At 57.3% G+C, this 25,881-nt stretch carries 22 protein-coding genes, 1 tRNA gene and 2 pseudogenes; 14 read left to right on the top strand and 11 right to left on the bottom strand.

The window, feature by feature from the left end; all coding sequences use genetic code 11:
* Positions 1-5: 5 nt before the first annotated feature.
* Entirely contained in the window at positions 6-1,589 is a 1,584-nt protein-coding gene (locus IE151_RS13655) for an ABC transporter substrate-binding protein (protein WP_189491213.1), read from the top strand.
* Positions 1,586-3,469: a CocE/NonD family hydrolase gene (locus IE151_RS13650; protein ID WP_244636753.1), complete on the top strand. Its 1,884-nt coding sequence runs from the start codon at positions 1,586-1,588 to the stop codon at positions 3,467-3,469. The genes IE151_RS13655 and IE151_RS13650 overlap by 4 nt, the downstream gene beginning before the upstream one ends.
* An 86-nt stretch (positions 3,470-3,555) precedes the next feature.
* Here IE151_RS13650 and IE151_RS13645 read toward each other — a convergent pair whose 3' ends face one another.
* Together IE151_RS13645 and IE151_RS13640 are read right to left on the bottom strand one after the other, a co-directional pair.
* The gene (locus IE151_RS13645) at positions 3,556-4,182 is read right to left on the bottom strand and encodes a 2-dehydro-3-deoxy-6-phosphogalactonate aldolase (protein ID WP_189491210.1); all 627 of its coding nucleotides are present in this window, start codon (positions 4,180-4,182) and stop codon (positions 3,556-3,558) included.
* 39 nt (positions 4,183-4,221) lie between these two features.
* Complete coding sequence (locus IE151_RS13640) at positions 4,222-5,160, bottom strand: 2-dehydro-3-deoxygalactonokinase (protein ID WP_189491207.1); 939 nt, start codon at positions 5,158-5,160, stop codon at positions 4,222-4,224.
* 132 nt (positions 5,161-5,292) lie between these two features.
* On the opposite strand from IE151_RS13640, the gene IE151_RS13635 reads away from it, so the two are divergent.
* The 9 genes from IE151_RS13635 (at position 5,293) to IE151_RS13595 (ending at position 15,162) form a co-directional block, all read left to right on the top strand.
* Positions 5,293-6,222, top strand: a complete 930-nt coding sequence (locus IE151_RS13635) for a dihydrodipicolinate synthase family protein (protein ID WP_244636752.1) — start codon at positions 5,293-5,295, stop codon at positions 6,220-6,222.
* Positions 6,219-7,388, top strand: coding sequence for a mandelate racemase/muconate lactonizing enzyme family protein (locus tag IE151_RS13630; protein WP_189491203.1), 1,170 nt, complete (start codon positions 6,219-6,221; stop codon positions 7,386-7,388). Before IE151_RS13635 ends, IE151_RS13630 begins: the two co-directional genes overlap by 4 nt.
* Positions 7,389-7,451: 63 nt before the next feature.
* Positions 7,452-8,723 carry an ABC transporter substrate-binding protein gene (locus tag IE151_RS13625; protein ID WP_382345270.1) on the top strand — a complete coding sequence of 424 codons (1,272 nt, stop codon included), beginning with the start codon at positions 7,452-7,454 and terminating at the stop codon, positions 8,721-8,723.
* A gap of 113 nt (positions 8,724-8,836) precedes the next feature.
* Positions 8,837-9,745 (top strand): carbohydrate ABC transporter permease, encoded by a 909-nt coding sequence (locus IE151_RS13620; protein WP_189491199.1) that lies wholly within the window; start codon positions 8,837-8,839, stop codon positions 9,743-9,745.
* 11 nt (positions 9,746-9,756) lie between these two features.
* Positions 9,757-10,587, top strand: a complete 831-nt coding sequence (locus tag IE151_RS13615) for a carbohydrate ABC transporter permease (protein ID WP_189491197.1) — start codon at positions 9,757-9,759, stop codon at positions 10,585-10,587.
* Between the two features lie 2 nt (positions 10,588-10,589).
* Positions 10,590-11,702, top strand: a complete 1,113-nt coding sequence (locus tag IE151_RS13610) for an ABC transporter ATP-binding protein (protein ID WP_189491195.1) — start codon at positions 10,590-10,592, stop codon at positions 11,700-11,702.
* 1 nt (position 11,703) lies between these two features.
* The gene (locus tag IE151_RS13605; RefSeq protein ID WP_189491191.1) at positions 11,704-12,684 is read left to right on the top strand and encodes an NAD-dependent epimerase/dehydratase family protein; all 981 of its coding nucleotides are present in this window, start codon (positions 11,704-11,706) and stop codon (positions 12,682-12,684) included.
* Complete coding sequence (locus IE151_RS13600; RefSeq protein ID WP_244636772.1) at positions 12,663-14,378, top strand: SMP-30/gluconolactonase/LRE family protein; 1,716 nt, start codon at positions 12,663-12,665, stop codon at positions 14,376-14,378. Before IE151_RS13605 ends, IE151_RS13600 begins: the two co-directional genes overlap by 22 nt.
* Positions 14,379-14,385: 7 nt before the next feature.
* Positions 14,386-15,162: an SDR family NAD(P)-dependent oxidoreductase gene (locus IE151_RS13595; RefSeq protein ID WP_189491186.1), complete on the top strand. Its 777-nt coding sequence runs from the start codon at positions 14,386-14,388 to the stop codon at positions 15,160-15,162.
* A gap of 109 nt (positions 15,163-15,271) precedes the next feature.
* Here IE151_RS13595 and IE151_RS13590 read toward each other — a convergent pair whose 3' ends face one another.
* Positions 15,272-15,667 carry a (R)-mandelonitrile lyase gene (locus tag IE151_RS13590; protein WP_189491183.1) on the bottom strand — a complete coding sequence of 132 codons (396 nt, stop codon included), beginning with the start codon at positions 15,665-15,667 and terminating at the stop codon, positions 15,272-15,274.
* Positions 15,668-15,704: 37 nt separating this feature from the next.
* Positions 15,705-16,748: an NAD(P)-dependent alcohol dehydrogenase gene (locus IE151_RS13585; protein ID WP_189491181.1), complete on the bottom strand. Its 1,044-nt coding sequence runs from the start codon at positions 16,746-16,748 to the stop codon at positions 15,705-15,707.
* Positions 16,749-17,108: 360 nt separating this feature from the next.
* Between IE151_RS13585 and IE151_RS13580 the strand changes: the two are divergent.
* Positions 17,109-18,004, top strand: a pseudogene (locus IE151_RS13580) (LysR family transcriptional regulator).
* 66 nt (positions 18,005-18,070) lie between these two features.
* Here IE151_RS13580 and IE151_RS13575 read toward each other — a convergent pair.
* A tRNA-Arg gene (locus tag IE151_RS13575) sits at positions 18,071-18,147 on the bottom strand.
* A gap of 63 nt (positions 18,148-18,210) precedes the next feature.
* The gene (locus IE151_RS13570) at positions 18,211-19,377 is read right to left on the bottom strand and encodes a M20 aminoacylase family protein (protein WP_189491179.1); all 1,167 of its coding nucleotides are present in this window, start codon (positions 19,375-19,377) and stop codon (positions 18,211-18,213) included.
* A 205-nt stretch (positions 19,378-19,582) separates the two neighbouring features.
* Here IE151_RS13570 and IE151_RS13565 point away from each other — a divergent pair.
* Positions 19,583-20,653: pseudogene (locus IE151_RS13565) on the top strand (D-alanyl-D-alanine carboxypeptidase family protein); the annotation flags it as partial.
* 187 nt (positions 20,654-20,840) lie between these two features.
* Positions 20,841-21,947 carry a CobW family GTP-binding protein gene (locus IE151_RS13560; RefSeq protein WP_189491175.1) on the top strand — a complete coding sequence of 369 codons (1,107 nt, stop codon included), beginning with the start codon at positions 20,841-20,843 and terminating at the stop codon, positions 21,945-21,947.
* Here the strand turns inward: IE151_RS13560 and IE151_RS13555 are convergent.
* The 5 genes from IE151_RS13555 to IE151_RS13535 form a co-directional block, all read right to left on the bottom strand.
* Entirely contained in the window at positions 21,944-22,183 is a 240-nt protein-coding gene (locus IE151_RS13555; RefSeq protein WP_189491173.1) for a sulfurtransferase TusA family protein, read from the bottom strand. The genes IE151_RS13560 and IE151_RS13555 overlap by 4 nt on opposite strands.
* Position 22,184: 1 nt before the next feature.
* Positions 22,185-23,513 (bottom strand): L,D-transpeptidase family protein, encoded by a 1,329-nt coding sequence (locus IE151_RS13550; RefSeq protein ID WP_189491170.1) that lies wholly within the window; start codon positions 23,511-23,513, stop codon positions 22,185-22,187.
* Positions 23,514-23,692: 179 nt separating this feature from the next.
* The gene (locus IE151_RS13545; protein WP_189491167.1) at positions 23,693-24,643 is read right to left on the bottom strand and encodes an acetyl-CoA carboxylase carboxyltransferase subunit alpha; all 951 of its coding nucleotides are present in this window, start codon (positions 24,641-24,643) and stop codon (positions 23,693-23,695) included.
* A 98-nt stretch (positions 24,644-24,741) separates the two neighbouring features.
* Positions 24,742-25,656, bottom strand: coding sequence for a site-specific tyrosine recombinase XerD (xerD, locus tag IE151_RS13540; RefSeq protein ID WP_189491164.1), 915 nt, complete (start codon positions 25,654-25,656; stop codon positions 24,742-24,744).
* 7 nt (positions 25,657-25,663) lie between these two features.
* Positions 25,664-25,807 carry a histidine kinase gene (locus tag IE151_RS13535; RefSeq protein ID WP_189491161.1) on the bottom strand — a complete coding sequence of 48 codons (144 nt, stop codon included), beginning with the start codon at positions 25,805-25,807 and terminating at the stop codon, positions 25,664-25,666.
* Positions 25,808-25,881: the final 74 nt, after the last annotated feature.

The raw sequence follows: 25,881 nt of genomic DNA, 5'->3' as shown, positions 1-25,881 counted from the left end.
ATATCATGACTTTGAGGAAATTTATCGGAAAGGCGGCCATCGCCGCGGTACTGCTTGCAACGACATCGCTCTCTGCTCTCGCAGCCGACATCGTCATCGGTCGTGCGACGGAGCCGTCGGCCATCGATCCGCAGTTTTCGCGTACTGGCAACAACCAGATGACCGCGGACAACATGTTCGAAACATTGCTGATGACGGATGCGAACCTGCAAATGCATCCGAATCTTGCAACCGAGTGGACGAACATCGATCCCTTGACCTGGGAAATCACGCTTCGCGACGACGTAACGTTCCATGATGGCACACCGTTTACGGCCGATGATGTCGTCTTCTCGCTCGATCGGACCGACAAGGTGCCGAACAGCCCGGCTCCCTTCAGCGATATGGTCAGTTCCGTCGCGAATGTCGAAGCAATTGATGACCATAAGGTTCGCGTGAAGACGAAGACGCCTAATCCCCCGCTGATGGAACAGATCGGCCGCGTCTTCATGGTTTCGAAGAAGGCTGCCGAAAACGCAACGCTGGAAGATTTCAATTCGGGCAAGGCCGCAATCGGTACCGGCCCGTATCAGTTTATCTCCTGGAAGCCGGCTGAATCCCTGACGCTGAAGGCTTACTCGAACTACTGGGGCGAGAAGCCGGATTTCGAAAATGTGGAATTCCGCTTCATTGCAAACAATGCAGCGCGCACTGCAGCGCTGCTTTCCGGTTCTGTCGATCTGATCGATTCCGTGGCTCCAGCCGATGTGCCGCGGCTAGAAGGACAGAACAATATCAAGGTCTATCCGATCGAATCGGGCCGTCTGGTTTATCTGGCGCTGAACATGCGCAATGATACCGCGCCGGGCGTTGTCGATGCCTCGGGCAAGGCGATTGAGCCGAATCCGTTTCGCGATGTGAAGGTGCGCAAGGCTATTTCCGCGATGATCGACCGCGAGTTGCTGGTGGATCGTATCCTGGGAGGCTCCGGTGTTCCTTCTGCACAGATTGTACCCTCGGTTCTCGGCGGCTATGTGCCTGAATTGACCCCGAAGCCCGCCGATCCGGCAGAAGCAAAGCGTCTGCTTGCCGAAGCTGGTTTCCCGGATGGCTTCGGCATTACGCTCTATTCGTCTAACGATCGTTTCCCCGGCGACGGCGAAATCGCGCAGGCTATGGGGCAGTTGCTGGCGCGTGGCGGCTTGAAGGTCAATGGGGTCCAGACCCAGCCCTATAACGTCTATGCCTCGGCCGCGACCAAGGGCGAGTATGGTGCTTTCATCTTCTCGCTCGGTTCGTCCACCCCGAATTCGGAGGCCAATCTGCGTTCGCTGCTTCAGACCTATAATCAGGAAGCGGGCACCGGCGGCTTCAATCGCACGCGTTATTCCAATCCGAAGTTCGACGAAGCCTTGCAATCGGCGATGGAGGAGTTCGATCACGACGCCCGGATGAACAAGCTTCAGGAAGCCACACGTATCGCGATGGATGATCAGGCACTCGTTCCGCTGTATTTCCAGAAGATATACTGGGCGTCGCGGGATGGGCTGGATTTCACGCCGAACCTTGCCGAACGCACCTTGGCGCAGGATGTGAAAAAAGCAAAATGACCTTCATTCCGAATGAACTCACGTCAGCTACTGCGGTAGCTGACGACGTCGTCGTGCACCGTAACGTCATGATCGCGATGCGGGATGGCGTTCACCTTGCAACCGACATCTATCGTCCGGCCATCGGTGGAAAGCCGGTCGAAACGCCGCTGCCGGTCATTTTCGAACGTACGCCTTACGACAAGGCGGGAACGCCACGCACGGAGTTCTCCGTCGCGTCGCCAACGCCTCTGTCGCGACCTGAATATGCCATGCGCTTGGTGCGAAAAGGCTATATTGTCATCTGGCAGGATTGCCGTGGTCGCTACGATAGCGAGGGGCACTTCACAAAATACCTATCCGAAGGGGAAGACGGCTTCGACAGCATGGCCTGGATCGAAGCGCAGCCTTGGAACAATGGCAAGATCGGCACGCAAGGTCTTTCTTACAATGCGCATACCCAGATCGCGCTTGCGTCGCTAAATGCCCCCGGACTGGCTGCCATGGTAGTCGATTCCGGCGGATTTTCGAATGCCTATACCTGCGGCATTCGACAGGGCGGAGCATTCGAGCTGAAGCAGGCAACCTGGGCCTATCACAGGGCGCAGGAAGGCACGGATGAGCGCACGGCGGCGGCTGTGGCGGCTGAAAGCCTTCATGACTGGTTCGCCATGATGCCCTGGACAAAGGGGCGCTCGCCGGTTCGCTGGAACCCGGAATATGAGGCCTATCTGCTTGAACAGTGGCAGGAAGGCACGTTCGGGGATTTCTGGAAGAAAGTCGGCATTTATGCCGCAGGCTATTACGAAACCTTTCCGAAGGTCCCGATCACTTTCATGTCGAGCTGGTACGATGTTTATGTGCCCACGACACTTGAGAATTTCACAGCGCTGAAAGGAAACCCAGAGCGTCCGCTTACTCTGATCATGGGGCCATGGACGCATGGCAACCGGACGAGAAGCGTTTTCGGCGATGTCGATTTCGGTCCTGCAGCCATTTTTGATGGCCAGGTCGATGAGGACTGGTTCGCCTATCGTGAAAACTGGTTTGCCCGGCATTTGCAGGGTAAAGAAACGGAAGATCGCGCAGGGCAGGTGCATCTTTTCCTGATGGGAACTGGCAGTGGGAGAAAGACCTCGGAAGGCCATCTCGATCATGGTGGCCGCTGGATCCAGAGCACTGACTGGCCTTTGCCGGACGCAAAGCCGCTCGATCTTTATCTTCGATGCGATATGTCGCTAGGTGAGGTTCCGCCGACAGACACCGAAGCTTCGATCACCTATGATTTCGATCCCGCCAATCCAGTTCCCACCATTGGTGGTGCGCTCACGTCCGGCGAGCCGATCTTCACGGGTGGCGGATTTGATCAAGTTGAAGCCAAAGAGTTTTTTGGCTGCACGCGCCCTGGGCTGCCTTTGAACGCCCGCCCGGACGTTCTGTGTTTTGAAACCGAACCTCTGAATGAAGATGTCGCAGTTGTCGGTCCCGTCGAAATCGACCTCTGGGCGACAACCGACGCACCTGATACGGACTTCACGGCGAAACTCGTTGATGTCTATCCGCCATCGGAAGATTATCCGCGCGGCTACGCGCTCAACATATCGGATGGCATCTTTCGGGTCCGTTATCGCGACGGCTTCGACAAGCCCAGGCTGGTTGAAAAGGGTGAAGTCTTCAGGATCACGATCAAGGCCTTCGCGACCGCAAACCTCTTCAAAAAGGGGCACCGCATCCGGCTCGACATTTCATCGTCCAATTTTCCGAAGTTCGACGTCAATCCGAATACAGGCGAGCCCGAAGGCACGAGTCGCACGAAGCAAGTCGCCAGGAACTCGATATTCCTGCAGGCGGACAAGCCGTCGGTGTTAAGGATGCTGAGGATAAACCGGCCCGAGGAATAGCGGCTTTCGTGTATCCGGAAGGGGAGCGTCGGCAAAGGCGGGGCCATATGCCAGAGGCCGCATGTGGGGCGCTTCCTCTTCTTTTTTCAGGAAGAGGAGCGACGATCCGTTTGAACGAAACGCACCGCCGATTCTTTTATATCCTGCAACGGCTTTCCGGGTTTGTAGAGAGCGGAACCAATCCCAAAGCCCGCAGCCCCAGAATCCTTATATGCGGCAATGTCTTCGGGTGTTATACCGCCGACGGGAAGGATCGGGATGGCAGAAGGAATGACTGCGCGCCATGCCTTTATCACCGCGGGCGAGATCATCTCCGCAGGAAAAGCCTTTATGGCATCTGCGCCTGCATGGATGGCGGCGAAGACTTCCGTCGGGGTCGCCGCACCCGGTATGCTGATGAGGCCAGCATTGCGCGTCGAGCGGATGACGGCCTCATTTGTGTTGGGGGAAACGATCAGCCGCCCTCCCGCGGCTGCCACCATCTCTACCTCGGTCGATGTCAGAACCGTTCCGGCGCCTATCAGCGCGCGGTCCTGCACATTATCGGAGATGAGGCGCACGCTTTCCAAGGCATTGGGCGAGTTCAGCGGTACTTCGATAATGCGAATGCCGGCTTGGATGAGCGCTTGAGCCATTGATACGGCCTCATCCGGTGCTATGCCGCGCAGGATGGCGATTATTCCGCATTGCCCAAGGTAATTATCGAGTTTCATCTCAGCCCCTTCTCTTACCAGTTCTGCGTGAAGTCCGGTTCAAACTCCGGCAGGCGCTTTTTCTGCCGCTATCAGCAGCACGCCCTGTTTGGCTTCGTCGTTGTGCCCCTCTTCGACCCTCAGTTCAAACATGGGCGCGACGCGTTTGTAGCGGTCATTCAGCCCATCATTGCCAATAATGCCGATCGTGTCGCCGGGCTGGAACCAGCCACAGGACCGCGCCTGCCGGAATTCCGAACCGATGACCAGTCCCGAGACATAGTCTAGAGTTTCGGAGGGCTTCAGCTTTCCATCAAGCAAGCCCGTGCGCGCGCTGAAAATGATAGCGAAGAACGAATCCGCCGCCCGGGAATTGCCGGCCGCGAGCGCTGCCCCGCGATCAAAGGCTTGCCAATCGATCGCAGCATTCGCCTGGGGGACGGCAGCTCTTGCAATGAAGGAATGTTGGGTGAGAAGCGCAAATATTTCCCCGGTCACGTAGGTTTGAAAGCGGACGATCCTGCCAGCTTGTACGCGCGCCCATTTGCTATGGGTGCCTGGCAGGACGAGGGTCTGGTCTTTTTCCAGGCCATGTCCAACGATCTGTGTTTCTTCGCCGCGCATGACATCGGGGAACGGATCGCCCTTGGGATTCCGCAGGCCGGCAAGGAAGGTCACGGGCGCACCATTTGCAAGATTGAGTTGCCGCGAACCGGCTGCCAGATCGGTAGCATTGGCGGGCGTGTCTACATACGGCACCTCCAGCCAGCCATTGCGGCTGGTGATCATTCCGATTGCAAATACGGGCAAGAGCCCATGTTCAGCAAACCAGGGTTCGATTGCGGCCATCAAGGCTTCTTCGAAACGACCATCTTTGATGAACTGGATGCCCCCTTGCGTTTCGAGATGGGCAAGCGTCTCCCCGGCATCGGAAACGAGGGATGCTCTTAAGGAAGTGGTTCCCCAGTCAACGATTATGGATACTGGCGTTTGGGGCATGTCTTCTCCTCTTCATAGCCGGCGGCTGTTGCTCCCCACCGCTCGGGGCTTGTCATAGCGTTCTTTTCGCGATAGTGTCAATTAATGAAACAAGGTACCATATTTTGATACCTTTAAATGTGGAGGAGTGACATGAACCTGACTGGCATTTTACCGGTCCTTCCGACGCCCTTTTTCGTCGACGGAGGTATCGACCCGGCTGCCATGCGCAGCATCGTGCGCTACGCGCTGGATGCAGGAGTCGATGGAGTTGTATTTCCGGGATTTGCCAGCGAAGTCGAAACGCTAACCGCCGACGAGCGGGCTGAACTTCTGGAAATTGTCGTCCAGGAAGCTGGCGGCGAGTGCCCGGTGGTAGCAGGGGCGAGTGCAGCCGAGGTGAACGCCGTCGTTGCTCACGGGCAACAAGCGCAACAGCTTGGCATTCGTCACCTGATGATACAGCCGCCCCGCAGTATCGGTGCGGGTGCTGTCCCAGTCGGGGATTTTATCGAGGCTGTCAGTCGTGCGCTTCCCGGCATGGAGATCATTCTCCAGAATGCGCCAGCGCCCAGGGGGTCGGATCTGTCGCCGGCGGCGATTGTCGAAATTCTTAAACGCATTCCGGCTGTGACATATGTGAAGGAGGAGACGCTTCCCGCCGGCCCTGCTATCACATACATCCTCCAAAACCGGCCGCCATCCCTGAAGGCCGTAATCGGTGGAGGTGGAGCGCGCTATATACTGGACGAATATGCTCGCGGCGCAACCGCAGCCATGCCAGCGCTGGAAATCGCAGCGCAGCATGTGGCGTTGGACAGGGCATTTCGTAGAAAAGACACGGTCACCGCGCGTCAAATCTATGTCGATACCTTGCCTCTTCTGGTTTTGCAGGCGGTCTATCGCATGCGCCTGACCAAGCACGCGCTTATGCGACAGGGAGTCCTCGACAGTGGGAGTATCGGCGTTCGCGCGACCACGCCTGAGCTGGACAGAGACGCTTTGGCCGACATAGATCTGTGCCTTGAAGAGGCATTGGCAAGCACACATAAATCCAGATTGCTTCAGCGGGCTCTTCCATGAGCGACCGTGTTAAAAACGTCGAAGCCTTCACGCTTACAATTCCGCGGGACACGCCCTATCTGGGTTCATCGCGGCCGGGCGAGGAACCAAACGCCAAAGGCTATCTCGTTCGCCAGAACAACAAAACGATCTATCCGATCTTTGATCGCAGTATTCTGGTTCGGGTGGAAACGGAAAATGGCATTATTGGATGGGGCGAAACCTATGGCATCGTGGCGCCGGGAGCGGTTCTCGCACTGATCGCCGACGTGATCGCCGACTTTGTCATTGGTCGCAATCCGCTCGATCCTGCCCCCATCCATGATGATCTTTACGATTTGATGCGTGTGCGGGGCTACACGGGCGGCTTCTATCTCGACGCGCTCGCAGCTGTCGATATTGCGTTATGGGACATAGCCGCACGTCTCGCAGGGGTGCCGCTCGTCAACATGCTGGGCGGGAAGCGACGCAAATCTCTCCCGGCCTATATTTCCGGCCTTCCGGAGAAAACGCGAGTCGAACGTGCGGAGCTTGCTGTGCGATGGCAGGACAGAGGGTTCAATAGCTTCAAATTCGCTTCTCCGGTTGCCGATGATGGCGTCGCCGCTGAGATGGAAAGCTTGCGCAAGAAACTGGGAGGTGCGGCTCGCATAGCCTGCGACATGCATTGGAACCATTCGGCACATGAAGCAATCGCGCTGATCAAGGCGATGGAAGCCTATGACCTTTGGTTTGCAGAGGCCCCGGTGCGCACGGAAGACATTAATGGCCTCGCCCGGGTCGCGGACAAGATCCTGACGGCAGTTGCTGTGGGTGAGGAGTGGCGCACGGTCCACGATATGGTGCTGCGGGTGCGCCACGCCGGTATATCGATCGTGCAACCTGAAATGGGGCACAAGGGCATTACCGAATTCATGCGTATCGGGCAGTTGGCACATGCTCATCATCTGGAGGTCATTCCGCATGCAACCATCGGCGCAGGTATTTTTCTGGCCGCCAGTCTGCACGCAAGCTTTGCGCTTCCGACAGTAACGACGCATGAATTTCAGCATTCGATATTCGAGCCGAACCGTCGTCTCTTGAGGGGAGACATGGATTGTCGCGAAGGCTTCTATCATCTGCCGACGGGGCCTGGCTTAGGAGTCGAACCGTCTGAGGAGGCGATGGCTCTTTTGAAGAAAGCCTGACGGAGATCAATGAAGGAGCGGGAAGCTCCAGGGAGGAAGAAAATGCGCCACGTGGAGGAGACCATGACGCACCGTTTCAATACTACTCTGAAAGCCGCGATGCTCGCGGCGCTGTGTTCGACGACTTTTGCCTTGCCGGCCATGTCGGAAACGCTGAAATTCGTTTCCTGGCAGAAGGATGAGAAGGGGTATGGCGACTGGTGGGGCGAGGTGATCAAGGCCTTCGAGGCCAAGCATCCGGACACAAAGATCGAATGGACGAAAGTCGAGCGCAACGCTTACGCCGACACGATGACTACCCTTTTTGCGGGCGGGCAGCCACCGCACATCGTCCATCTCGCATCCTTTGAATTCCAGTCCTTTGCCGATAACGGGATGCTGGAAAATCTCGATCCCTGGATTGAGAAAGCCGGCATTAACATGGAAGGCTGGGCCGGGCAGGAGAAGTGCGAGTGGAATGACGAAACCGCGTGCATCATGATGCTCTATTACGGCTTCGTCATGGGTTACAATGAAGAGATCCTCAGCAAAGAGGGGCTCTCTGTCCCTACGAATTGGGAAGAATTCCTCGATGTCGTGCGCAAGACGACCAAGGATCTCAACGGTGATGGCATCCCAGATCAATTCGGCACTGGCCACGAAACCCGCGGCGGCGGCGGCCAGTATCTGACTGAAATGCTGAATTACATTCTCGACGCTGGCGGTCGCTGGACCAATGATGAAGGAAAAGTAACGATCGACACGCCCGAGATGATCGAAGGTCTGACACGCTGGAAGACGATCATTTCGGAAAATCTTACGCCCCGCGACATGACCGCAGGCGACGTGCGCAAGTTGTTTGCCGACGGCAAAATTGCGCTGAAGCTTGAGGGCCCGTGGCTCTATCCGATCATGGAACAGGGTGCAGCGTTCGAAAATCTCAAGCTTACCAAGCCGCCTTTCTCGCCGCCGAATGGTGGAACGTCCAATGTTCTCGCCATGCCCGTCGACATTTCTGACGAACAAAAGGAACTGGTCTGGGATTTCATCGCAACGGCCATGTCGCCTGAGTTCCAGACCAAGTATGCCACGATTGCAAACTCGACTCCGCCGATGGCAGGGGCCGATGTTAGTGGCGCCGAAAACGAAGTTCCGCATTTCAACCTCCTGCTCGAAACGCAGAAGGCCGCAGCCGAGGCGAATGTAGATCGCATCCCGACAGGGTTGGAGATCAATTTCAACGAGTTCGCCAAGATGGTCATGGAGGAAGCCCAGCGCATGATCATCAATGATCTTGAGCCTGCGGAAGTCGCGAAGACGATGCAGGAAAAGGCGGAAGCGATCCAGCAGCAATAGAACCGTGTCGCCGTGCCGCGCGCATCGAAAGCGCGCCGGCACGGTAAGACATGCCGTGTGCTGAGGATACGTCTTTGGCATCAATATGAGTTCGTGCACCGGAGGTTCGACCCGTGGCAACATTTCCGTCTCTTGATCTGGCACGTCCAAGCCGGCGGCACTGGCTGGGATACATCCTGCTTGCGCCTGCTGTCCTGCTGGTGGCGCTCATCATTCTTTACCCGCTGATCATCTCGGTGGATTTGTCTTTCCAGCAGGTCAAACTGGTTCGACTGGATGCTGCGAGAAAGCCGTTTACGCTCGCAAATTACGAGCGCCTGTTTACGTCACCCGATTTCTGGATGACCTGCTGGGTCACCCTCAAGCTTGTCGTCGTGGTGAGCTCTGCCTGTCTGGCTCTCGGACTTGGCACGGCGCTTCTTGTCAATAATCATTTCAAAGGCCGCAACCTGGCACGTCTCGCCGTGGCCTTGCCCTGGGCCATTCCCGAGGTTATCGCGACGGTGATCTTTGCGTGGATCTTTGACAGCTCTTTCGGACTGATGAACTGGCTTTTCGTCACGCTTGGTCTGTCCAACACAATGATCAATTGGTTCTCGGATACGACGGCAGCATTCTGGGTGGTTGCAATCACGATGATCTGGAAGGGATATCCCTTTGTCTCGATCATGACATTGGCGGGGCTACAGTCGATCCCCTCCGATTTCTACAGCGCAGCCAAAGTGGACGGCGCGAACGTATTCCAACGTTTTCGATATATCACCATTCCATCCCTGATGCCGGTCTTGGGCGTCACGATCATCCTCGTCGTGCTTTGGGTATTCCGTGATTTCTCCATCATCAAAGTATTGACCGATGGGGGGCCGCTGAAATCGACGCAGACGCTTTCGATCATGACCTACAACGAGGCTTTCGGCTTTTTCAACTTTGGCTACGCCTCGGCCGTAGGCGTCGTTACGCTGATCATCTGCGTGGTCGCGAGCATTGCGATGCTCGGCCGTGAAACCAAGTCGATGTACTGAGGAGCGATTTCATGCAACGCACATCTCTCCAGAGTTTCCTTCTTTACGCGACTGTCATCATCATATGCGGCTTTCTGCTTTTCCCGGTCTACTGGCTGCTTGTGACTGCTCTCTCCACCAGCGCCGAGCTCAGCAGTCTGCCGCCGACTTTCTGGCCTGAAGATGCTCAGTGGAGCACATTCGCGAAGGTCTATAATGAGAGACCGATCGGTCTTTGGCTGCTCAATTCCACGCTTGCAGCGATAGGCTCCGTCTCGCTGTCGATGGTTGTTTCTGTCCTGGCAGGCTATAGCCTCTCCCGGTTTTCCGTCCGGGGAGGCCACTCGCTCGGCCTGTTCATCCTGACGGCGAAGATGTTGCCAGCCACACTTCTGGTCATCCCGCTCTTCGGCATCTTCCGCCAGATCGGCATGATAGGCAGCCTCTGGTCTCTAGTCATTGCCCACGCAACGCTGATCATTCCATTCACTACGTGGATGCTGAAAGGTTATTTCGATACGATCCCGCGCGAACTCGAACAGGCGGCGATGGTGGATGGATGCTCGCCTATGTCGGCCATGATTCGCGTCATTCTGCCCATATCGACCCCGGGACTTGCGGCAACCGCTTTATACGCTTTCGTGTTGAGCTGGGCGGATTATGCCTATGCGCGAACCTTCCTTACCAATGAGCAGGGCAGCTGGACGGCAAATCTCGGCATCACGACGATGAAGGGCGAGTATGTGACAGACTGGAACGAGGTCTCCGCAGCGGCCGTCTTCATCGCCGCCCCCATCATCCTCATCTATCTTTTCCTTGAACGCTACCTGGTTGGTGGCCTGACCGCCGGTGCGGAGAAATAAGAATGGCAAAAATCAGCATACAAAATGTCACCAAGAATTACGGCCTGCTCAACGTCTTGAAGGAATTCTCCCTGGAGATCGAAAACGGCGAATTTGTCGTGCTGGTCGGGCCATCGGGCTGCGGCAAGTCCACCATGTTGAAAATCCTCGCGGGCCTGGAACCGGCATCGAGCGGCAAGATCTTGATCGGTGACAAGGATGTTACTGATCTCGCACCCGGTGACCGCGACATAGCGATGGTCTTTCAGAATTACGCGCTCTATCCGCATCTTACGGTCGCCGATAATATCGGCTTTGGCTTGAAGATGCGCAAGATGCCTGCTGCCGACATAGCCGCGCGTGTCCAGGAAGCGGCGAAGATACTTGCCGTCGAGCATTTGCTGGAGCGTCGCCCTAAAGAGTTGTCGGGTGGTCAAAGACAGCGCGTGGCGCTTGGCCGGGCTATTGTTCGCGAGCCTCAAGCCTTTCTGATGGACGAGCCGCTCTCCAACCTGGACGCCAAACTCCGCGTACATATGCGGGCGGAGATCAGTGCTCTTCACCAGCGCCTCGGCGTCACCACGATCTACGTGACCCATGATCAGATCGAAGCGATGACGATGGCCGATCGAGTGGTCATCATGAAAGATGGCTTTATTCAGCAAATCGCCGATCCCGACACGCTCTTCCGCAGGCCGGCGAACCTTTTTGTCGCAGGTTTCATTGGCTCGCCTGGCATGAATTTCATTTCAGCGCAATTGCTGGAGGGCCGAAACGCGGTTTCGATCCTCGGCAAAGCAGTTCCTGTCGACCCGCAGCATGTGTCAAGGACGCAGGGCAGTGGCGGGCTGATCGCGGGCATTCGCCCGGAATATATCTCTCTGGGCGAGGGACCATTGACCTTCGAGGTCGCGCCAACGCTGGTCGAAAGCCTTGGCTCCGAACAATACGTCTATTTCGGCGCCGGCGAACATGCACTTCCACCAGGATTCCGGTCCGAGGATGAAAATCGCAAAGGACTGATCGCACGCCTCAACAATGCTGCTCATCTGAAAGTGGGCGAACCCGTCAAATTGTCCATTGACCCCGACCAGATACATCTTTTCGACGCGGAAAGCGGAGAGGCATTGAATTGATATGGCCATTCTTGTCACAGGTTCATCCGGGCGCGTAGGATCGTCCGTGGTCAAGGCTCTCCTCGCGAGGGGAAAAATCGTTCATGGATTCGATGCCCGCGCGTCGCGCCATGCCTCTGCAAATTATAGCGAGACCGTTGGCAGTTTTGACGATCCACAGCGCTGTGCCGCGGCCGTTGATGGCGCGTCGGCCATTCTGCATCTGGGGGCATTCATGTCCTGGAAGCCGGAAGACAGGGACCTGCTCTTTGCAGCGAATGTCGAGGGCACACGTCGCCTGCTGGAGGCAGCCTCCGAGGCGGGCGTCCAGCGGTTTGTCTTCGCCTCTTCAGGAGAAGTCTATCCGGAAAACCTACCGGCTTTCCTGCCTGTCACGGAAAGTCATCCGCTCAATCCTACTTCGCCCTACGGCCTGACCAAGCTCCTGGGGGAAGAGCTTGTCCAGTTTCACGGACGTACGGGCAAGATGGAAATCGTGATTTTGCGCTTCTCTCATACACAAGATGCGAAGGAATTGCTCGATCCGGACAGCTTCTTCTCAGGCCCCCGCTTTTTCCTGAGACCGCGGATCCGCCAGCAGGAGGCGCTCGGCAATCATGCCGTTGCTGCAGTGCTTCGTGCGGCCGATCCGGGGCAGGAGGCTCATGTTCTGGTGCGCAACGAGAATAGCCGCCCCTACCGGATGCATATTACGGATACGCGGGATATGGTTCAGGGCATTCTGCTTGCACTGGAAAAGCCAGAAGCCGCTGGAGAGGTTTTCAATCTTGGAGCGACGGAGCCAGTTGATTTTGTGGAGCTTTTACGGGACATGGCGGAGGTTACCGGATTGCCCGTCGTGAGTGTCGACCTTCCCGGTGCTGGCGTGTGCTATGAGACGTCGAACGAGAAGATCAGACATGTACTGGGATTTGAGCCTGAATGGACAATCAAGCGGATGCTGAACGACGCAGCGATGGCATGGCGCGAGCGAGCAGCATGACGGAACGCGGCGAGCCGGAAATTCCGGCAGGGACAGCGGCACTAGCGAAGGGGCTGAGCCTTCTCGATCTCATAGGAGACGCCGAGAAGCCCATGCGTTTTGCCGACATGTTACGCGCATCTGGCCTGCCAAAACCGACCTTCTCGCGAATATTACGTACTTTGGTCGCCTACCGCCTCGTGCGTCAGGATGCCAATACCGGCACCTATACACTCGGCCACCGTTTCATCGAACTGTCCCACCGTGTCTGGGAATCCTTCGACCTGGCTTCCGCGGCCATGCCGGAGCTTGATCGACTTTCGGCGGAACTCGGCGAGACCGTGGCGCTGTGTCGCCTGGATGGGGAACAAGCGCTCTACATGGAGGAGCGTTCCGGCGACGGCCTAGGGGTGCGCGTGGATCAGGGCAGGCGTGTTCCCCTTCACTGCACAGCTGCCGGCAAGGCAATGATATCGGCGTTGGAGCCTTCCTTTCTGCGCGCTATCACAGGAAAGCTGACGCTCGAAAAATATACGGACACGACGATCACAGACCTCGCGCAGTTGATGACGGAAGTGACGCTGACGCGGGCTCGGGGCTATGCCATTTCCTATGAGGAGCATCTGAACGGCGTTAACTCCGTCGCTGCGGCTTTACCCGGGCGCGACGGCACACCGCTTGGTGCGATTGTTGTGCTGGGACCGTCCTTGCGCCTCGATAAGGAACGCATTCATCCCGTCGGGCGCGAATTGATGGCTGCTGCACGACGGATCACCGGATCGGCGGGAACGGTCGCCATCAGTTCAGGGCCACGACCAAGAACGCAATCAGCATCGCGGACGCAGGTCGACGTCGCCTGTGTTCTACCTTGGGGAGCGCAACTCGGCGAGGCGCCTGTCTGGGTGGCCGATCGGCTCTACTGGGTCGACATGCTTGAGCCTGCGATCCATCGGTTTGATCCTTCCACAGGACGCAATGAGAGTCGCGCTTTGGGGAAGCTGGTCAGTGCAGTTCTTCCTGCCGATGACGATCGACTTTTTGTTGCCTCGCAAGACGGTATAGAAGAACTCGATTTTACATCCGGACAATTCGAAGCTTATGTCAATCCGGAGCCGGCAATGTCGGAGAACCGCCTTAATGATGCGAAGGTGGACCCAGACGGTGCAATATGGGTCGGTTCGATGCGATTGGACGCCAGTAAACCGGAAGGAAGTCTCTACCGTATCACCTCCGCATCGGATGTGCGGCGCATGGAGACGGGAATTACCGTTTCCAACGGCATCGGGTGGACACCCGATGGCTCGACGCTCTATTTCGTCGATACGGTGCCTGGTCTCATTCTGGCTTACGATGTCGATAGCCATTCCGGCGCACTGCAAAATCGTCGAGTATTTGCAAAGGTTCCAGATGATAGCGGTCGACCGGATGGGCTTGCGGTCGATGCTGATGGCGGTGTGTACTGTGCTATCTGGGATGGGTGGCGGGTGGACCGCTATCTGCCGAACGGAAAGCTCGATTTTTCGATTCCCCTGCCGGTCCCGCGTCCCACCAGCGTTGCCTTTGGCGGCGCGGATCTTTCTACGCTTTATATTACTAGCGCGCGCATTCGGCTGCCGGCATCGACATTGGCCGAAGCTCCTCTTTCGGGTGGTCTCTTCGCCTGCAAGCCTGGACATAAGGGCCTGCCGCTCAATCTGTTCAACTCAAAGGCATAGTAGCCCGATGTTGCCTCGACCATTGAAAGACACGCTGTTCAATCTGGAGGGCCGACGCGCCTTGGTGACCGGCTCCAGCCGTGGGATTGGTGCTGCCATTGCGGAAGGGCTTTCCTCCTTCGGTGCCGAAGTCGTTCTGCATGGAACCACGCGAGACGCGACCGACGACGTAGCTGCCAAGATCAGGAGTGCTGGCGGAACCTGCCACGCCGTGGGGTGCGATCTCTCGCAGAAAGATGCAGGCGTAAGAATTGTAGAAGAAGCGGAAAGAATAGCTGGCGCGGTCGATATTCTGGTCATCAACGCCTCGGCACAGATCAACGGACAGATTGAGACGATCGACGAGGAGAGCTTCGCCCTGCACGTGGCGGTTAATCTGCGTTCGACCGTTGACATGCTTCAGTTCTGTCTGCCGAAAATGCGGGACCGGGGCTGGGGGAGAGTGGTTTCGATCGGTTCGATCAATCAGACGCGTCCCAAGCCGGTCGTCACCATGTATGCCGCTACGAAAGCGGCCCAGCATAATCTCGTTCAGAGCCTTGCTCAGCAGTATGCCCGCTCCGGTGTGCTTCTGAACACGCTTGCGCCGGGCCTGATCGACACTGATCGCAATGCACAGCGGCGCGATTCCGATCCAGAAGGCTGGGGCGCATATATAAGGCAGGTAAACTGGATGGGGCGTGCAGGTCACGTGAATGAAATGGTCGGTGCAGCCGTATTTCTCTCGTCAAACGCCTGCTCCTTTATGACGGGCGAAACCATTACCATGTCAGGTGGTGTGTAGGGCGAGCCGTCACCTGGTAACCAGTAAGGGGAGAAAGGAGCACATGTTCAGCAAAACATGCGCTCCTTTCCCCCAGATGACCCGGATGACAATGACGGGGACGGGACCATTAGCCTTGATATTGCTCGTCGGTGACTTTTTCCATCCAGGTGACTGCGCTGCCATTGATCGCTTCCTGAATGGCGATGTGCGTCATGGCGACGGTAGCAGATGCCCCGTGCCAGTGTTTTTCGTCGGCGGGAAACCAGACAACATCTCCGGGTCGAACCTGTTCCAGAGACCCGCCGTCTACCTGCACGAGTCCCAGGCCGGAGGTAATGATAAGTGTCTGTCCGGCCGGGTGAGTGTGCCAAGCGGTGCGAGCGCCCGGTTCGAAAGTGACATGTGCGCCGGAAACCCTCCCGGGTTCCTCCGCCGCAAACATGGGATCGACGCGTACAACGCCCGTAAACCAGTCGATCGGGCCCTTCATGGAGGGGTTTGTTCCTGCTCGCGTGATTTTCATGCTACCGGTCCCTTGTTTCGGTTGATGCTGGCACGACTCAAACGAGCGATGCATTGTCGATGACGAAGCGGTATTTAACGTCGCCCATCAGCATTCTTTCATAGGCTTCGTTGACTTGGTCGGCCCTGATCATCTCGATATCCGCAACGATTCCATGCTCGGCACAAAAGTCGAGCATTTCCTGCGTTTCCGGAATACCGCCGATCATCGAACCGGCAATCGAACGACGCTTCATGATCAGGTTGAAAACTTCCGGGGACGGATGTGGTGAAGCAGGTGCGCCTACCAGGGTGAGGGTGCCGTCACGTTTCAGGAGAACAAGGAACGCGTCGAGGTCGTGGGGAGCAGCGACGGTGTTGACGATCAGGTCGAAACTCTGTTGGTGCGCTGCCATCTCATCGGCATTACGGGACACGACAACCTCATCCGCGCCGAGCAGGGTGGCTTCCCTGCGCTTGGATTCCGACGTCGTAAAGGCGACGACGTGAGCTCCCATTGCATGAGCCAGCTTGATCCCCATGTGGCCGAGGCCACCAATTCCGACGATACCAACCTTTTTGCCGGGGCCTGCATTCCAGTGCCGTAGTGGCGAATAGGTGGTGATTCCCGCACAAAGCAGAGGCGCGACGGCAGCAAGTTGATCTTCGTCATGCTTGACGCGGAGGACATAGCGCTCATCAACCACGATGGACTGCGCATATCCACCCAGGGTGTGACCAGACGCATCGGCCGTCGGGCCATTATAGGTTCCGACCATATGATCGCAATAATTCTCCAGCCCATCGTCGCATTGATAGCAGTGACGGCAGCTGTCGACGATACAACCAACGCCGACCAGATCGCCCTCCTTGAATTTGGAGACGGCGCTGCCGACCGCCGAGATGCGCCCCACGATTTCGTGACCAGGAACGCAAGGGTAAAGCGTACCAGCCCATTCCCCGCGTGCCTGGTGAAGGTCGGAGTGGCACACGCCGCAATAGGCTATAGCAATCTGAACGTCCTGCGGGCCGGGTTGCCGACGTGTGATCTCCAGTCGTTCGAGCGGTTTGTCTGCTGCCAGATTGCCAAATGCGATAGTCATGACGTTTCCTTTGTTAAGAGAGTATTTCACCACGAAGAGCGCTCGCCGCGCGTGTGTAGAGGGTACTGTTCCCTGGTTGAGCCGCCCGGGCCGGATGCGGCTGCGCGACCATCGGTACGAGCCATGGAAGAAAGCCGGATTGCCCCACGGAGCAAAGTAGCAAAGATCAATCGGCGTTTCTCCCCCCGAACCCCCTATTTCCATAGACCGCCGGCTTGCGGGGTTCGCTTACGTTCTGTCCTATATGTCTGCCTGTCGATCGACCAGATAGCAGTTCTGCTTTGTATCGATTAGTCAGGCAAAACTGATTGGACTAATCGATACTGTCGATTAATCTGACGTCACACCTCTTGAGCTTACATGTCGAAAACCGATTTCAACCAACTCGTCTGGTTTCAGGTAGTTGCAGAAGAGCGCAACTTCACACGGGCGGCCGCGCGGCTCGGGGTAGCGCAATCAACTCTCAGTCACGCCATCAGCCAGCTGGAAACGCGTATGGGTATTCGCCTCCTGACGCGTACGACCCGCAATGTCGCGACGACGATGGCAGGCGCCCGTCTGCTTCAAACAACTGCGCCACGTATGGCGGAGATCGAGGATGAGATCGCCGCGCTGATGGAGTTTCGCGAGCGTCCATCCGGCACGATCCGCCTAACTTTGTCGGATCACGCGCTGGAAAGCGTTGTCTGGCCAAAGTTGGAGCCTGTCTTAGTGGACTACCCGGATATCAAGGTCGAGATGATCCTCGACAGCACTTTCAGAAATATTGTCGAGGAGGGCTTCGATGCGGGCGTTCGCTTGGGAGAGAGTGTGGAGAAAGATATGATTGCGGTGAGGATCGGGCCGGACTGGCGCCTGGTGGCCGTGGCGTCGCCGCAATATCTCACAACCCGGGGCGTGCCTTCGCATCCCGACGAACTCATTCAGCATCTCTGCATCAACATGCGCCATGAGAGTTCGGGCGGGCTTTATGCATGGGAATTCGAGAAGGATGGCCAGTCACTTCGGGTGCGCGTCCATGGGCAACTCACCTTCAATAATTCCTACGCGATGATCGACGCGGCGGTGAGCGGCTACGGCATTGCCTACCTTCCTGAAGACATCGTTCGAAGCCATCTTGCGGAAGGTTCGCTTATCATCGTGCTCGAAGACTGGTGCCCCTGTTCGACGGTTATTATCTTTATTTCCCGAGCCGCCGACAGAACCTCCCGGCATTCCGGGTGATCGTCGATTCATTGCGCTACAGAGAGGGATAGATTCGGCGAGAATTATGTGCAGGGAAAATCGTAACTCACGTGTGTCCAGAACGGACCGCGTTGAGATGGTGTCCACGGCAGGATTCGAACCTGCGACCCCAGGATTAGGAATCCTGTGCTCTATCCTGCTGAGCTACGCAGACACTGGCTCTTCCCATAAACCAGCCGAGGGCGAGGATCAACTGCCCTGCGACTTGTCCATAGTCTTAAGCCGCCTTCAGGGCTTTCTCGGCAAGCGCTACCCAATAACTGATGCCGTGGGCGATTGCGTCGTCGTTGAAGGCATAACGCGCATTATGAAGAGCTGCGGAAGGTCCATTTCCAATAAACGAAAAATTGCCTGGCCGCGCATTGAGCATATAGGAAAAATCCTCGCCCGCCATTAGCGGTGGAACAGAGGGATTGATCTGACCAGCCCCAAAGACATTTTGCGCTACCGACAGGGCGAACTCCGTCTGATCCCGGTGATTGACCGTCACAGGATAGTTCGGGCGGTAATCGACAAAGGCGCTGGCGCCCTGGGCGCTCGCAATTCCGGTGGCGATGGCCCTGAGCTTTTCGGCAGCGGTCTCTGCGACCCTGGCGTCGAGGGTGCGCACCGTGCCTGAGATCACCGCAGTATCCGGGATGACATTATAGGCATCGCCAGCATGGAATTTGGTGGCGGAGACGACGACTGACTGCAGCGGATCGATGCTGCGCGAAGCGATGGTCTGCAAGGCGCCGATAATCTGACTGCCGATGACGACAGGGTCGATTGCCTTGTCCGGCATGGCAGCATGGCCGCTCTTGCCTGTAATGGTGATATCGAACTCCGCGGTTGCCGCCATGATCGGGCCGGCCGTTGTGGCGAACGCTCCGACCGGTAGTCCCGGCATGTTGTGCAGGCCGTAAACCTCCTTCACCGAGAAACGGTCCATCACTCCTTCCTTGACCATGACATTGCCGCCGCCCCCGCCTTCTTCCGCTGGCTGGAAAAAGAGTACCACTGTTCCCGCGAAATTGCGGGTTTCGGCGAGGTGTTTTGCAGCGCCCAGCAACATTGCGACATGTCCATCATGGCCGCAGGCATGCATGATTCCCGGATGCGTGGAGGCGAAGTCCACGCCGCTCGCCTCGTCGATGGGCAAGGCATCCATGTCGGCGCGCAGGGCAATGGCGGGGCCGGCTCCGAGCCGGCCTTTTATGGTGGCGACGATGCCCGTCTTTGCGACGCCGGTGACGATGTCGTCGCAGCCGAACTCGGCAAGGCGCTCAGCCACGAAGGCGGAAGTCTTGTGTAGGGCGAAATCCAGTTCCGGGATGGTGTGGAGTGTTCTGCGCCATTGCGTGGCTTCGGTGGCAAGATCGGCAGCGCTGTTAAGAATGGGCATTTCTCAAGTTTCCACTTTCATCCTCGGTATAAATGGGTAGAAATCGATGCAATTACTTCCGTGCCATCATCAGGTCACAGTAGACCGATAACGCCTCGTTTTCCGGCTCGGAAATTTGTATCAATCCGCTCGAAGCGCGAACTGTAGAAAAGCAGGTGCCTCGGGTGCAAGGACTATCTTGCAGGAAGATCGGTCAGGAAACCGAATGATGAAGCGCAGCGCAGCTATACTTCTTTGCCTTTCCGTCCTCAGTGGTCCTGTCCACGCCAATCCCTCGATCGTATTCGATGTCAAGACCGGCCAGGTTCTTGGCCAGCAGGAAGCCTACCAACGCTGGCACCCGGCGTCGCTGACCAAGCTGATGACGGTCTACACGGGCCTGCGCGCATTAAAGGCCGGAGAACTGACGCTGGAATCGCCGATCCGCATGACGCGGAATGCCGCCTCCGAGCCTCCGAGCAAGATGGGTTATGCGCCGGGTACCATTATTACGTTCGACAATGCGCTGAAGATCCTACTCGTCAAATCCGCGAATGATGTCGCGACTGCCGTTGCCGATAATGTTGGCGGCAGCGAGAAGGCTTTTGTCGCGCGGATGAATGCAGAAGCCAGGCGGCTCGGGATGAACGATACACATTTCATCAATGCGCATGGGCTGCATGATCCCCAGCAATATACGACGGCGCGCGATCTTGCCGTTTTGATCCGGGCGTTGCGTTCGGAATTCCCTGACTTTGCAAGCTATTTCGGCCTCGAAGGTATCGAGGTGAATGGCAAGGTAACAGCCAATTACAATTTGCTCGTCGGCCGTTTCGATGGCGCTGACGGGCTGAAGACAGGCTTTGTCTGTGCATCGGGCTTCAATCTCGCCGCTTCGGCAACACGCAACGGCCGCAGCCTCGCAGCAGTGGTGCTGGGTGCATCCTCGCAGCAGGAACGTGCCATCAAGGCGGCCGAGCTTCTGACGCGAGGATTTCAAACCTCGGCCACTGCCGGCACGAATCTGATGGCGATGCAGCCTGTCACCAAGCATGCCCTGGCGCCGATCGACATGCGCCCTGTAATCTGCAACCCGCAGGCGGCTGCGGAGCGATATGATGGCCGCGATACAGATGGCAACCTCAAGATCGACTCCCCCTATCTGCACGAGCGCAAACATGAGCCTCGGGCAGCTGTGATCAAGGTAGGTGGCGCGACCGGTCCGGTGCCGAAGGCGCTGGCGGACAGTCTGATTGGTGGCGAGATTGCCGATGTTCCGATTCCAACGCCGCGTCCTGTCTATGAGTTCACGCCGGCGACACCGACCGTGACCACGGGATCAACCGAGCGCGCGCCCGCGGCGCCGCAGGGGCTTTTCGAGCAAAAGAAGCCGCAGGCAAGTGCTATCTTCGAGGAGCTTGAGCTGCGAGGCGCGACGCAGGCTTCGTCAATACCGGCAACTGGACTCTACTGATATGCACATAATGAACGAGCCGGTCCCGGTTTCGATTTTGACCGGCTTTCTTGGCGCGGGCAAAACAACCTTACTCAACCGTCTGCTCAATTCCGGCTCCTTGTCGGATTGTGCCGTCATCATCAACGAGTTCGGTTCGGTTTCGCTTGATCACCTCCTTGTCGAGCAGGCAAACGAGAATATCGTTGAACTGCCGGACGGTTGTGTGTGCTGCGTCATGCGCGGCGCGCTGGTCGATACCCTGGCAGACCTTTTGGACCGGGCGCAGACCCGGCGCATCCCCAGGCTTTCGCGGATCGTCATCGAGACGACCGGACTTGCCGATCCCTCGCCGGTGCTGAAGGCGCTAATGGGGCACCCCGTCCTGATGGGTATGCTGCGGCTTGATGGTGTGATTGCGCTGGTGGATGCCGTCAACGGCTCGATGACGCTTGCAAAGCACGAAGAGGCGCGGCGTCAGGTGGCGGTGGCGGACCGCATCCTGATCAGCAAGACCGATCTCATTGCTGATGATGCCGTGCTTGCCACATTGAAGGCCGATATGCGTGCGCTCAATCCGCGCGCGGCTTTTCTCGACATGTCGGACGTGGTGGCGGATAAGGGACTGGTTTCCTGTGGGCCTTACAATCTTTCCGAGAAAGACGACGCCGTTCGCGAATGGTTGGGCGAAAAGGCCGAGCACGATCACGCCCCCCAATTTGAGCATGATCACCATGCGCACCATCATCACGATCATGCGCATTCTCATATTCAAACTATCTCGCTCGTTCATGACGGAGCGGTGAGTTTTGGCGTGGTCGACGCGTTCTTAGGGCAGTTGCGTGCGATCGCGGGCGATCATCTGCTGCGGCTGAAGGGTCTGGTTGAAACGATGGAACATCCGGAACGGCCATTGGTTGTGCATGGCGTGCAGAGCCTGTTTCATCCGCCGGTCCGGCTTGAGCGCTGGCCAGACAGCTCTCGCGGCACGCGGATGGTCGTGATTATGGATGGCGGCAGTCTTGACGAGGTCAAGCGGACATTCCTGGCGCTGTTCGGTACCCCACAAATCGATATGGCCGATCACGCCGCGCTCAGCGACAACCCGCTGGCGATTGCGGGCTTCACGGTGCGCTAGCCCTTTTGGATCACGAAGACATGGCCATGCTTGTCGGGTATGGTTTCGACGAGCACGTGGCCGTCATCATTGCAGAGGGCGGCCAGGTCGATCACGGCGAGCGGATCGGTGGTGGCAACGGCAAGTCGCTCACCCGTCTGCATCGCAGCAAGACGCTTTCGAGCCTTCAGAACGGGGAGAGGGCAATTCAGCCCTCTGAGATCGTAAATTTCGGGGAGGGCCGGGCTATTTGACATTCTAGCGCGTAAACAGGCCACGGAATCGCTGGCCAAAGCCGGTCTTCTCCTGCTCTGGCTGCGCCGCCATGATAGGAACCTCGGCAGAGGGGGCAGCAGCGCTTGGCACGTCGGCGGGGACAGGCGTCGGTGTCACAGCAGGGGCGATGTTCGCAGGACGGGCAGCCGGTGCTGGTGCACTGGCTGACGGCGTAGTGATTGCCTGTTGCGCTGGCGAGAATCGCGTCCGGTTCTGCGGAGCAGGATCGGCGCGGCGTGTACCGTCCGGGTTGGCTATGCGCACGATCGCGTTGTCCTGTGGCGCGAGCACAGCACCCTCAGGCGAGAGCGACGGCGGTTCGCGCGTTACCGCTTCTCCGCGCGCACGACGCTTTGTCCAGTCAACGACGAGATCGACTTCCGCCAGGCCCTGGATGCTTGGCGCAGGGCGCGTGATCTTCCCGCCAAGCGCCTTGTCAAAAGCACTCTCATAGTTGTTCTTGTAGCTCTGATAGGCAAGTTTCAGGCTGTCCGGCTGTGTCATTACGGGGCAGGCGGATGTCGGGGAAATCGGCTGCCCGTCGAGCGTCATCTGGTTGAAGACATATTTCTTGTCGCAGACATCGACCTTAGGCGGCACCTTGGTGATTTCGAAGTGGTCGTAGCCTTCCTTCAACATCTTCCAGAATTCGATATTCGGATCGTCCTTGTAACGCGCCATGTTGGCGGGTGTCATGCGGAACGGGAAGGCCTGGATCTGGAAATTGCGCTGACCACCGGAGAACGCATCTCGCGCAAATGCGTAAATCTCTGTCACCTGCTCGTCCGTCATGGAATAGCAGCCGGACGAGGAACAGCCTCCATGGACCATAAGGTGCATGCCGGTGCGATTGTTGACGCGGTCATAGGCGTTGGGGAAGCCCATGTTGAAGGAGAGGTGGTAGCTTGAATTCGGGTTCAGAGAGCTGGGTCCCACCGTGTAGAAACCTTCCGGTGCCTGGCGATCGCCTTCCTTGAACTTGGGGCCAAGCTTGCCCGACCATTTGCAGATGTCGTAGCTGGCAATGATATCGTAGCGGCCGTTGGTCTTCTGCTTCCAGACTTCGAGCTTTGCCTCTTCCTTGAAGATACGCACCATGATGGGCGACTTCTCATTCATGCCCTTGGCCTTCATCTGCTGCACGATGCGGGCAGGCAACTTGGCATTGGCCTTCGGGGCGATGTCGGAAAGGGTTTTGTCCTGGCAGGCAGCGAGCGCCACAAGGGAGGCCAGCATCAGCGCCTGAAGCGCACGCTTGACGATCACGCCGGATATGCGGCGTGGTCGATCGTCTGGGGTGACTTGTGACATGTCCCTCACGATGTGACCCGAACTAAGCACGAATTCCACCTTTTTGCACAATGCATATGGAATTCTATACGGAGATTAACCTTACGAAACCTTTACCGGAAGAGGCCGGAATCACCTTATCCGATGGCAGTCAGAAGGAAAAACAGCGGCGAAATTGTGATCGCCGCCGTTCTCGACATTTAAAGGGTGCGACCAATGGCAAGAAATTTCTCGCGGCGCTGCTCTCGAAAGTCCGCGCCAGAGGCGGTGAGCTCGTCCAATGAGCGGGCAATGACATCGCCAGTATCGCGAATAGCCTTTGCACGATCACGATGAGCGCCACCGAGCGGCTCGGGGATGATGGTGTCGATGACCTTGAGATCGAGCAGGTCCTGTGCGGTGATCTTCATGTTTGTTGCGGCATCCTTCGCGCGAGTGGGATCACGCCAGAGGATCGAGGCGGCACCTTCGGGTGAAATCACCGAATAGATGGAATGCTCCAGCATGTGCACCTTGTTGGCAACTGCAATGGCGATCGCCCCGCCTGAACCGCCTTCGCCAATGATGACTGATACCGAGGGAGATTTGAGCGAAAGGCAAGCCGAAGTCGAACGAGCGATGGCTTCTGCCTGCCCGCGTTCCTCAGCTCCAATGCCTGGATAGGCGCCGGCCGTATCGACGAGCGTGATCAGCGGAAGGCCGAAGCGGTCGGCCAGCTCCATGAGACGCACGGCCTTGCGATAACCCTCGGGCTTCGCCATGCCGAAATTGTGCTTGAGACGGGATTTCGTGTCATTGCCCTTCTCATGGCCGAGCAAGGCAATTGCCTGGCCGCGGAAGCGTGCAAAGCCGCCGATCACGGCGTGGTCTTCGCCGAAGGAGCGGTCGCCGGCCATTGGCGTGAAATCGGTGAAGAGCTCCTTAACGTAATCGAGGCAGTGCGGACGATCCGGATGACGGGCGACCTGCGCCTTCTGCCACGGGGTCAGCGCCTTATAGAGATCGATCAGCGCGTCCTTCGAGCGCTTCTCCAGGCGGACGACCTCGTCGTTGACGTCGACGGCCTCGCCGGCCTCCGACAGCTTCTTGAGCTCGAGGATCTTGCCTTCGAGATCTGCCACGGGCTTCTCAAAATCGAGGTAATTGTACATTCTTTCGGGGACCAATCGCCAAAAGTCGGTTGCATTTGCGCTTATATCGCGCGCGTTTTAACGGGCTTTACGCTACCGCAAGTCGCTTCCCAATACCCTCACCGGGGCAAATCGGCAAGCGGATGATGGTCATTCACAAGGCTTACCAGTCGTTCTTCAATCACATGCGTGTAAATTTGCGTGGTTGAAATATCAGCATGGCCCAGCAATTGCTGCACGGTACGAAGGTCGGCACCGTATTGCAAAAGGTGGCTGGCGAAAGCATGACGCAACACGTGCGGCGAAATTTTGGCACTGGCGATTCCGGCTCGTGCAGCAAGCTCTTTAAGCTCCCGGCCAAATACCTGTCTTGCCAGATGTCCGGTTTCGGAAGCTGCGGGAAAGAGCCATGGGCTATCTTCATCGCCCTGCAGCTTCCGCGCGGCCAGCCAACGTTTCATTGCCGCGCGCGCGGGTGCGGTGAGCGGTACGAGACGTTCCTTGTTACCCTTGCCGCGCACGATGAAGAAACGATCGTCGCGCTTGGCAACTTCTACCGGTAGCGAGACCAGTTCGGAAACACGAAGCCCTGTAGCATAGAGAACCTCGACAAGAGCGTGAATGCGGATGGCGCGGGGCGTTCCGATGCCTTCCGCCGCTTCTTCCGCGGCTAGATCAAGAAGACGGCTCGTCTCCGTCACGCTCATGATCTTTGGCAGGCTTGCCTCTTTCTTCGGGCTGTCGATGGTGATGGTGGGATCGTCGCTTCGTAGATTCTCCAGGTAGAGGAACTTGTAGAATTGCCTTAGTGCCGCAACGCGCCGCGCCTGTGAACTCGTTGCAAATCCCGCATCTGCAAGACTGGCAAGGTAATCGCGGAGCAGATCTGTCGAGGCTTCCTGAAGCGTAGACTGGTGCGCCTTGCAAAAGCCCGCGGCATCCTCAAGATCCCGACGATAGGATTCCAGGGTGTTTTTCGCAGCGCCGCGTTCGGCGCTCATCATTTCGAGAAAAGATTCGATGCGCAAATCCATGGGATGCTCAGTTTACCAGGGATTCGAGGGGAAGACGGATCGTCATCTGAGTTTGGGTCGGCTTGACGAAGGTCGCGAGTGAAAACATCGCACCGTAGATGAGAACGGCCATGATCATCATGAAAAAGACCAACCTGAACAATGTCGGCATATGTCCTGCACGTCCCCGAGAAGCTGCTCAAATTTTAAGATTGAACCGTTGGTTGAGCAATGGTTGCATGAATG

Origin of the sequence: Limoniibacter endophyticus (assembly GCF_014652835.1) — a bacterium.
Lineage (GTDB): Bacteria > Pseudomonadota > Alphaproteobacteria > Rhizobiales > Rhizobiaceae > Limoniibacter > Limoniibacter endophyticus.
The sequence above is the reverse complement of the archived record's forward strand: the minus strand, read 5'-3'. Positions and strand labels throughout refer to the sequence as shown.

Excerpts from the sequence above, each read along its gene's own strand:
- IE151_RS13610 (WP_189491195.1), top strand. The coding sequence starts at position 10,590 with ATGGCAAAAATCAGCATACAAAATGTCACCAAGAATTACGGCCTGCTC.
- IE151_RS13595 (WP_189491186.1), top strand. The coding sequence starts at position 14,386 with ATGTTGCCTCGACCATTGAAAGACACGCTGTTCAATCTGGAGGGCCGA.
- IE151_RS13585 (WP_189491181.1), bottom strand. The coding sequence starts at position 16,748 with ATGACTATCGCATTTGGCAATCTGGCAGCAGACAAACCGCTCGAACGA.
- IE151_RS13535 (WP_189491161.1), bottom strand. The coding sequence starts at position 25,807 with ATGCCGACATTGTTCAGGTTGGTCTTTTTCATGATGATCATGGCCGTT.
- IE151_RS13590 (WP_189491183.1), bottom strand. The coding sequence starts at position 15,667 with ATGAAAATCACGCGAGCAGGAACAAACCCCTCCATGAAGGGCCCGATC.
- IE151_RS13600 (WP_244636772.1), top strand. The coding sequence starts at position 12,663 with ATGGCGCGAGCGAGCAGCATGACGGAACGCGGCGAGCCGGAAATTCCG.
- xerD (WP_189491164.1), bottom strand. The coding sequence starts at position 25,656 with ATGGATTTGCGCATCGAATCTTTTCTCGAAATGATGAGCGCCGAACGC.
- IE151_RS13645 (WP_189491210.1), bottom strand. The coding sequence starts at position 4,182 with ATGAAACTCGATAATTACCTTGGGCAATGCGGAATAATCGCCATCCTG.
- IE151_RS13625 (WP_382345270.1), top strand. The coding sequence starts at position 7,452 with ATGACGCACCGTTTCAATACTACTCTGAAAGCCGCGATGCTCGCGGCG.
- IE151_RS13650 (WP_244636753.1), top strand. The coding sequence starts at position 1,586 with ATGACCTTCATTCCGAATGAACTCACGTCAGCTACTGCGGTAGCTGAC.
- IE151_RS13560 (WP_189491175.1), top strand. The coding sequence starts at position 20,841 with ATGAACGAGCCGGTCCCGGTTTCGATTTTGACCGGCTTTCTTGGCGCG.
- IE151_RS13640 (WP_189491207.1), bottom strand. The coding sequence starts at position 5,160 with ATGCCCCAAACGCCAGTATCCATAATCGTTGACTGGGGAACCACTTCC.
- IE151_RS13570 (WP_189491179.1), bottom strand. The coding sequence starts at position 19,377 with ATGCCCATTCTTAACAGCGCTGCCGATCTTGCCACCGAAGCCACGCAA.
- IE151_RS13635 (WP_244636752.1), top strand. The coding sequence starts at position 5,293 with ATGAACCTGACTGGCATTTTACCGGTCCTTCCGACGCCCTTTTTCGTC.
- IE151_RS13605 (WP_189491191.1), top strand. The coding sequence starts at position 11,704 with ATGGCCATTCTTGTCACAGGTTCATCCGGGCGCGTAGGATCGTCCGTG.
- IE151_RS13550 (WP_189491170.1), bottom strand. The coding sequence starts at position 23,513 with ATGTCACAAGTCACCCCAGACGATCGACCACGCCGCATATCCGGCGTG.
- IE151_RS13630 (WP_189491203.1), top strand. The coding sequence starts at position 6,219 with ATGAGCGACCGTGTTAAAAACGTCGAAGCCTTCACGCTTACAATTCCG.
- IE151_RS13615 (WP_189491197.1), top strand. The coding sequence starts at position 9,757 with ATGCAACGCACATCTCTCCAGAGTTTCCTTCTTTACGCGACTGTCATC.
- IE151_RS13655 (WP_189491213.1), top strand. The coding sequence starts at position 6 with ATGACTTTGAGGAAATTTATCGGAAAGGCGGCCATCGCCGCGGTACTG.
- IE151_RS13545 (WP_189491167.1), bottom strand. The coding sequence starts at position 24,643 with ATGTACAATTACCTCGATTTTGAGAAGCCCGTGGCAGATCTCGAAGGC.
- IE151_RS13555 (WP_189491173.1), bottom strand. The coding sequence starts at position 22,183 with ATGTCAAATAGCCCGGCCCTCCCCGAAATTTACGATCTCAGAGGGCTG.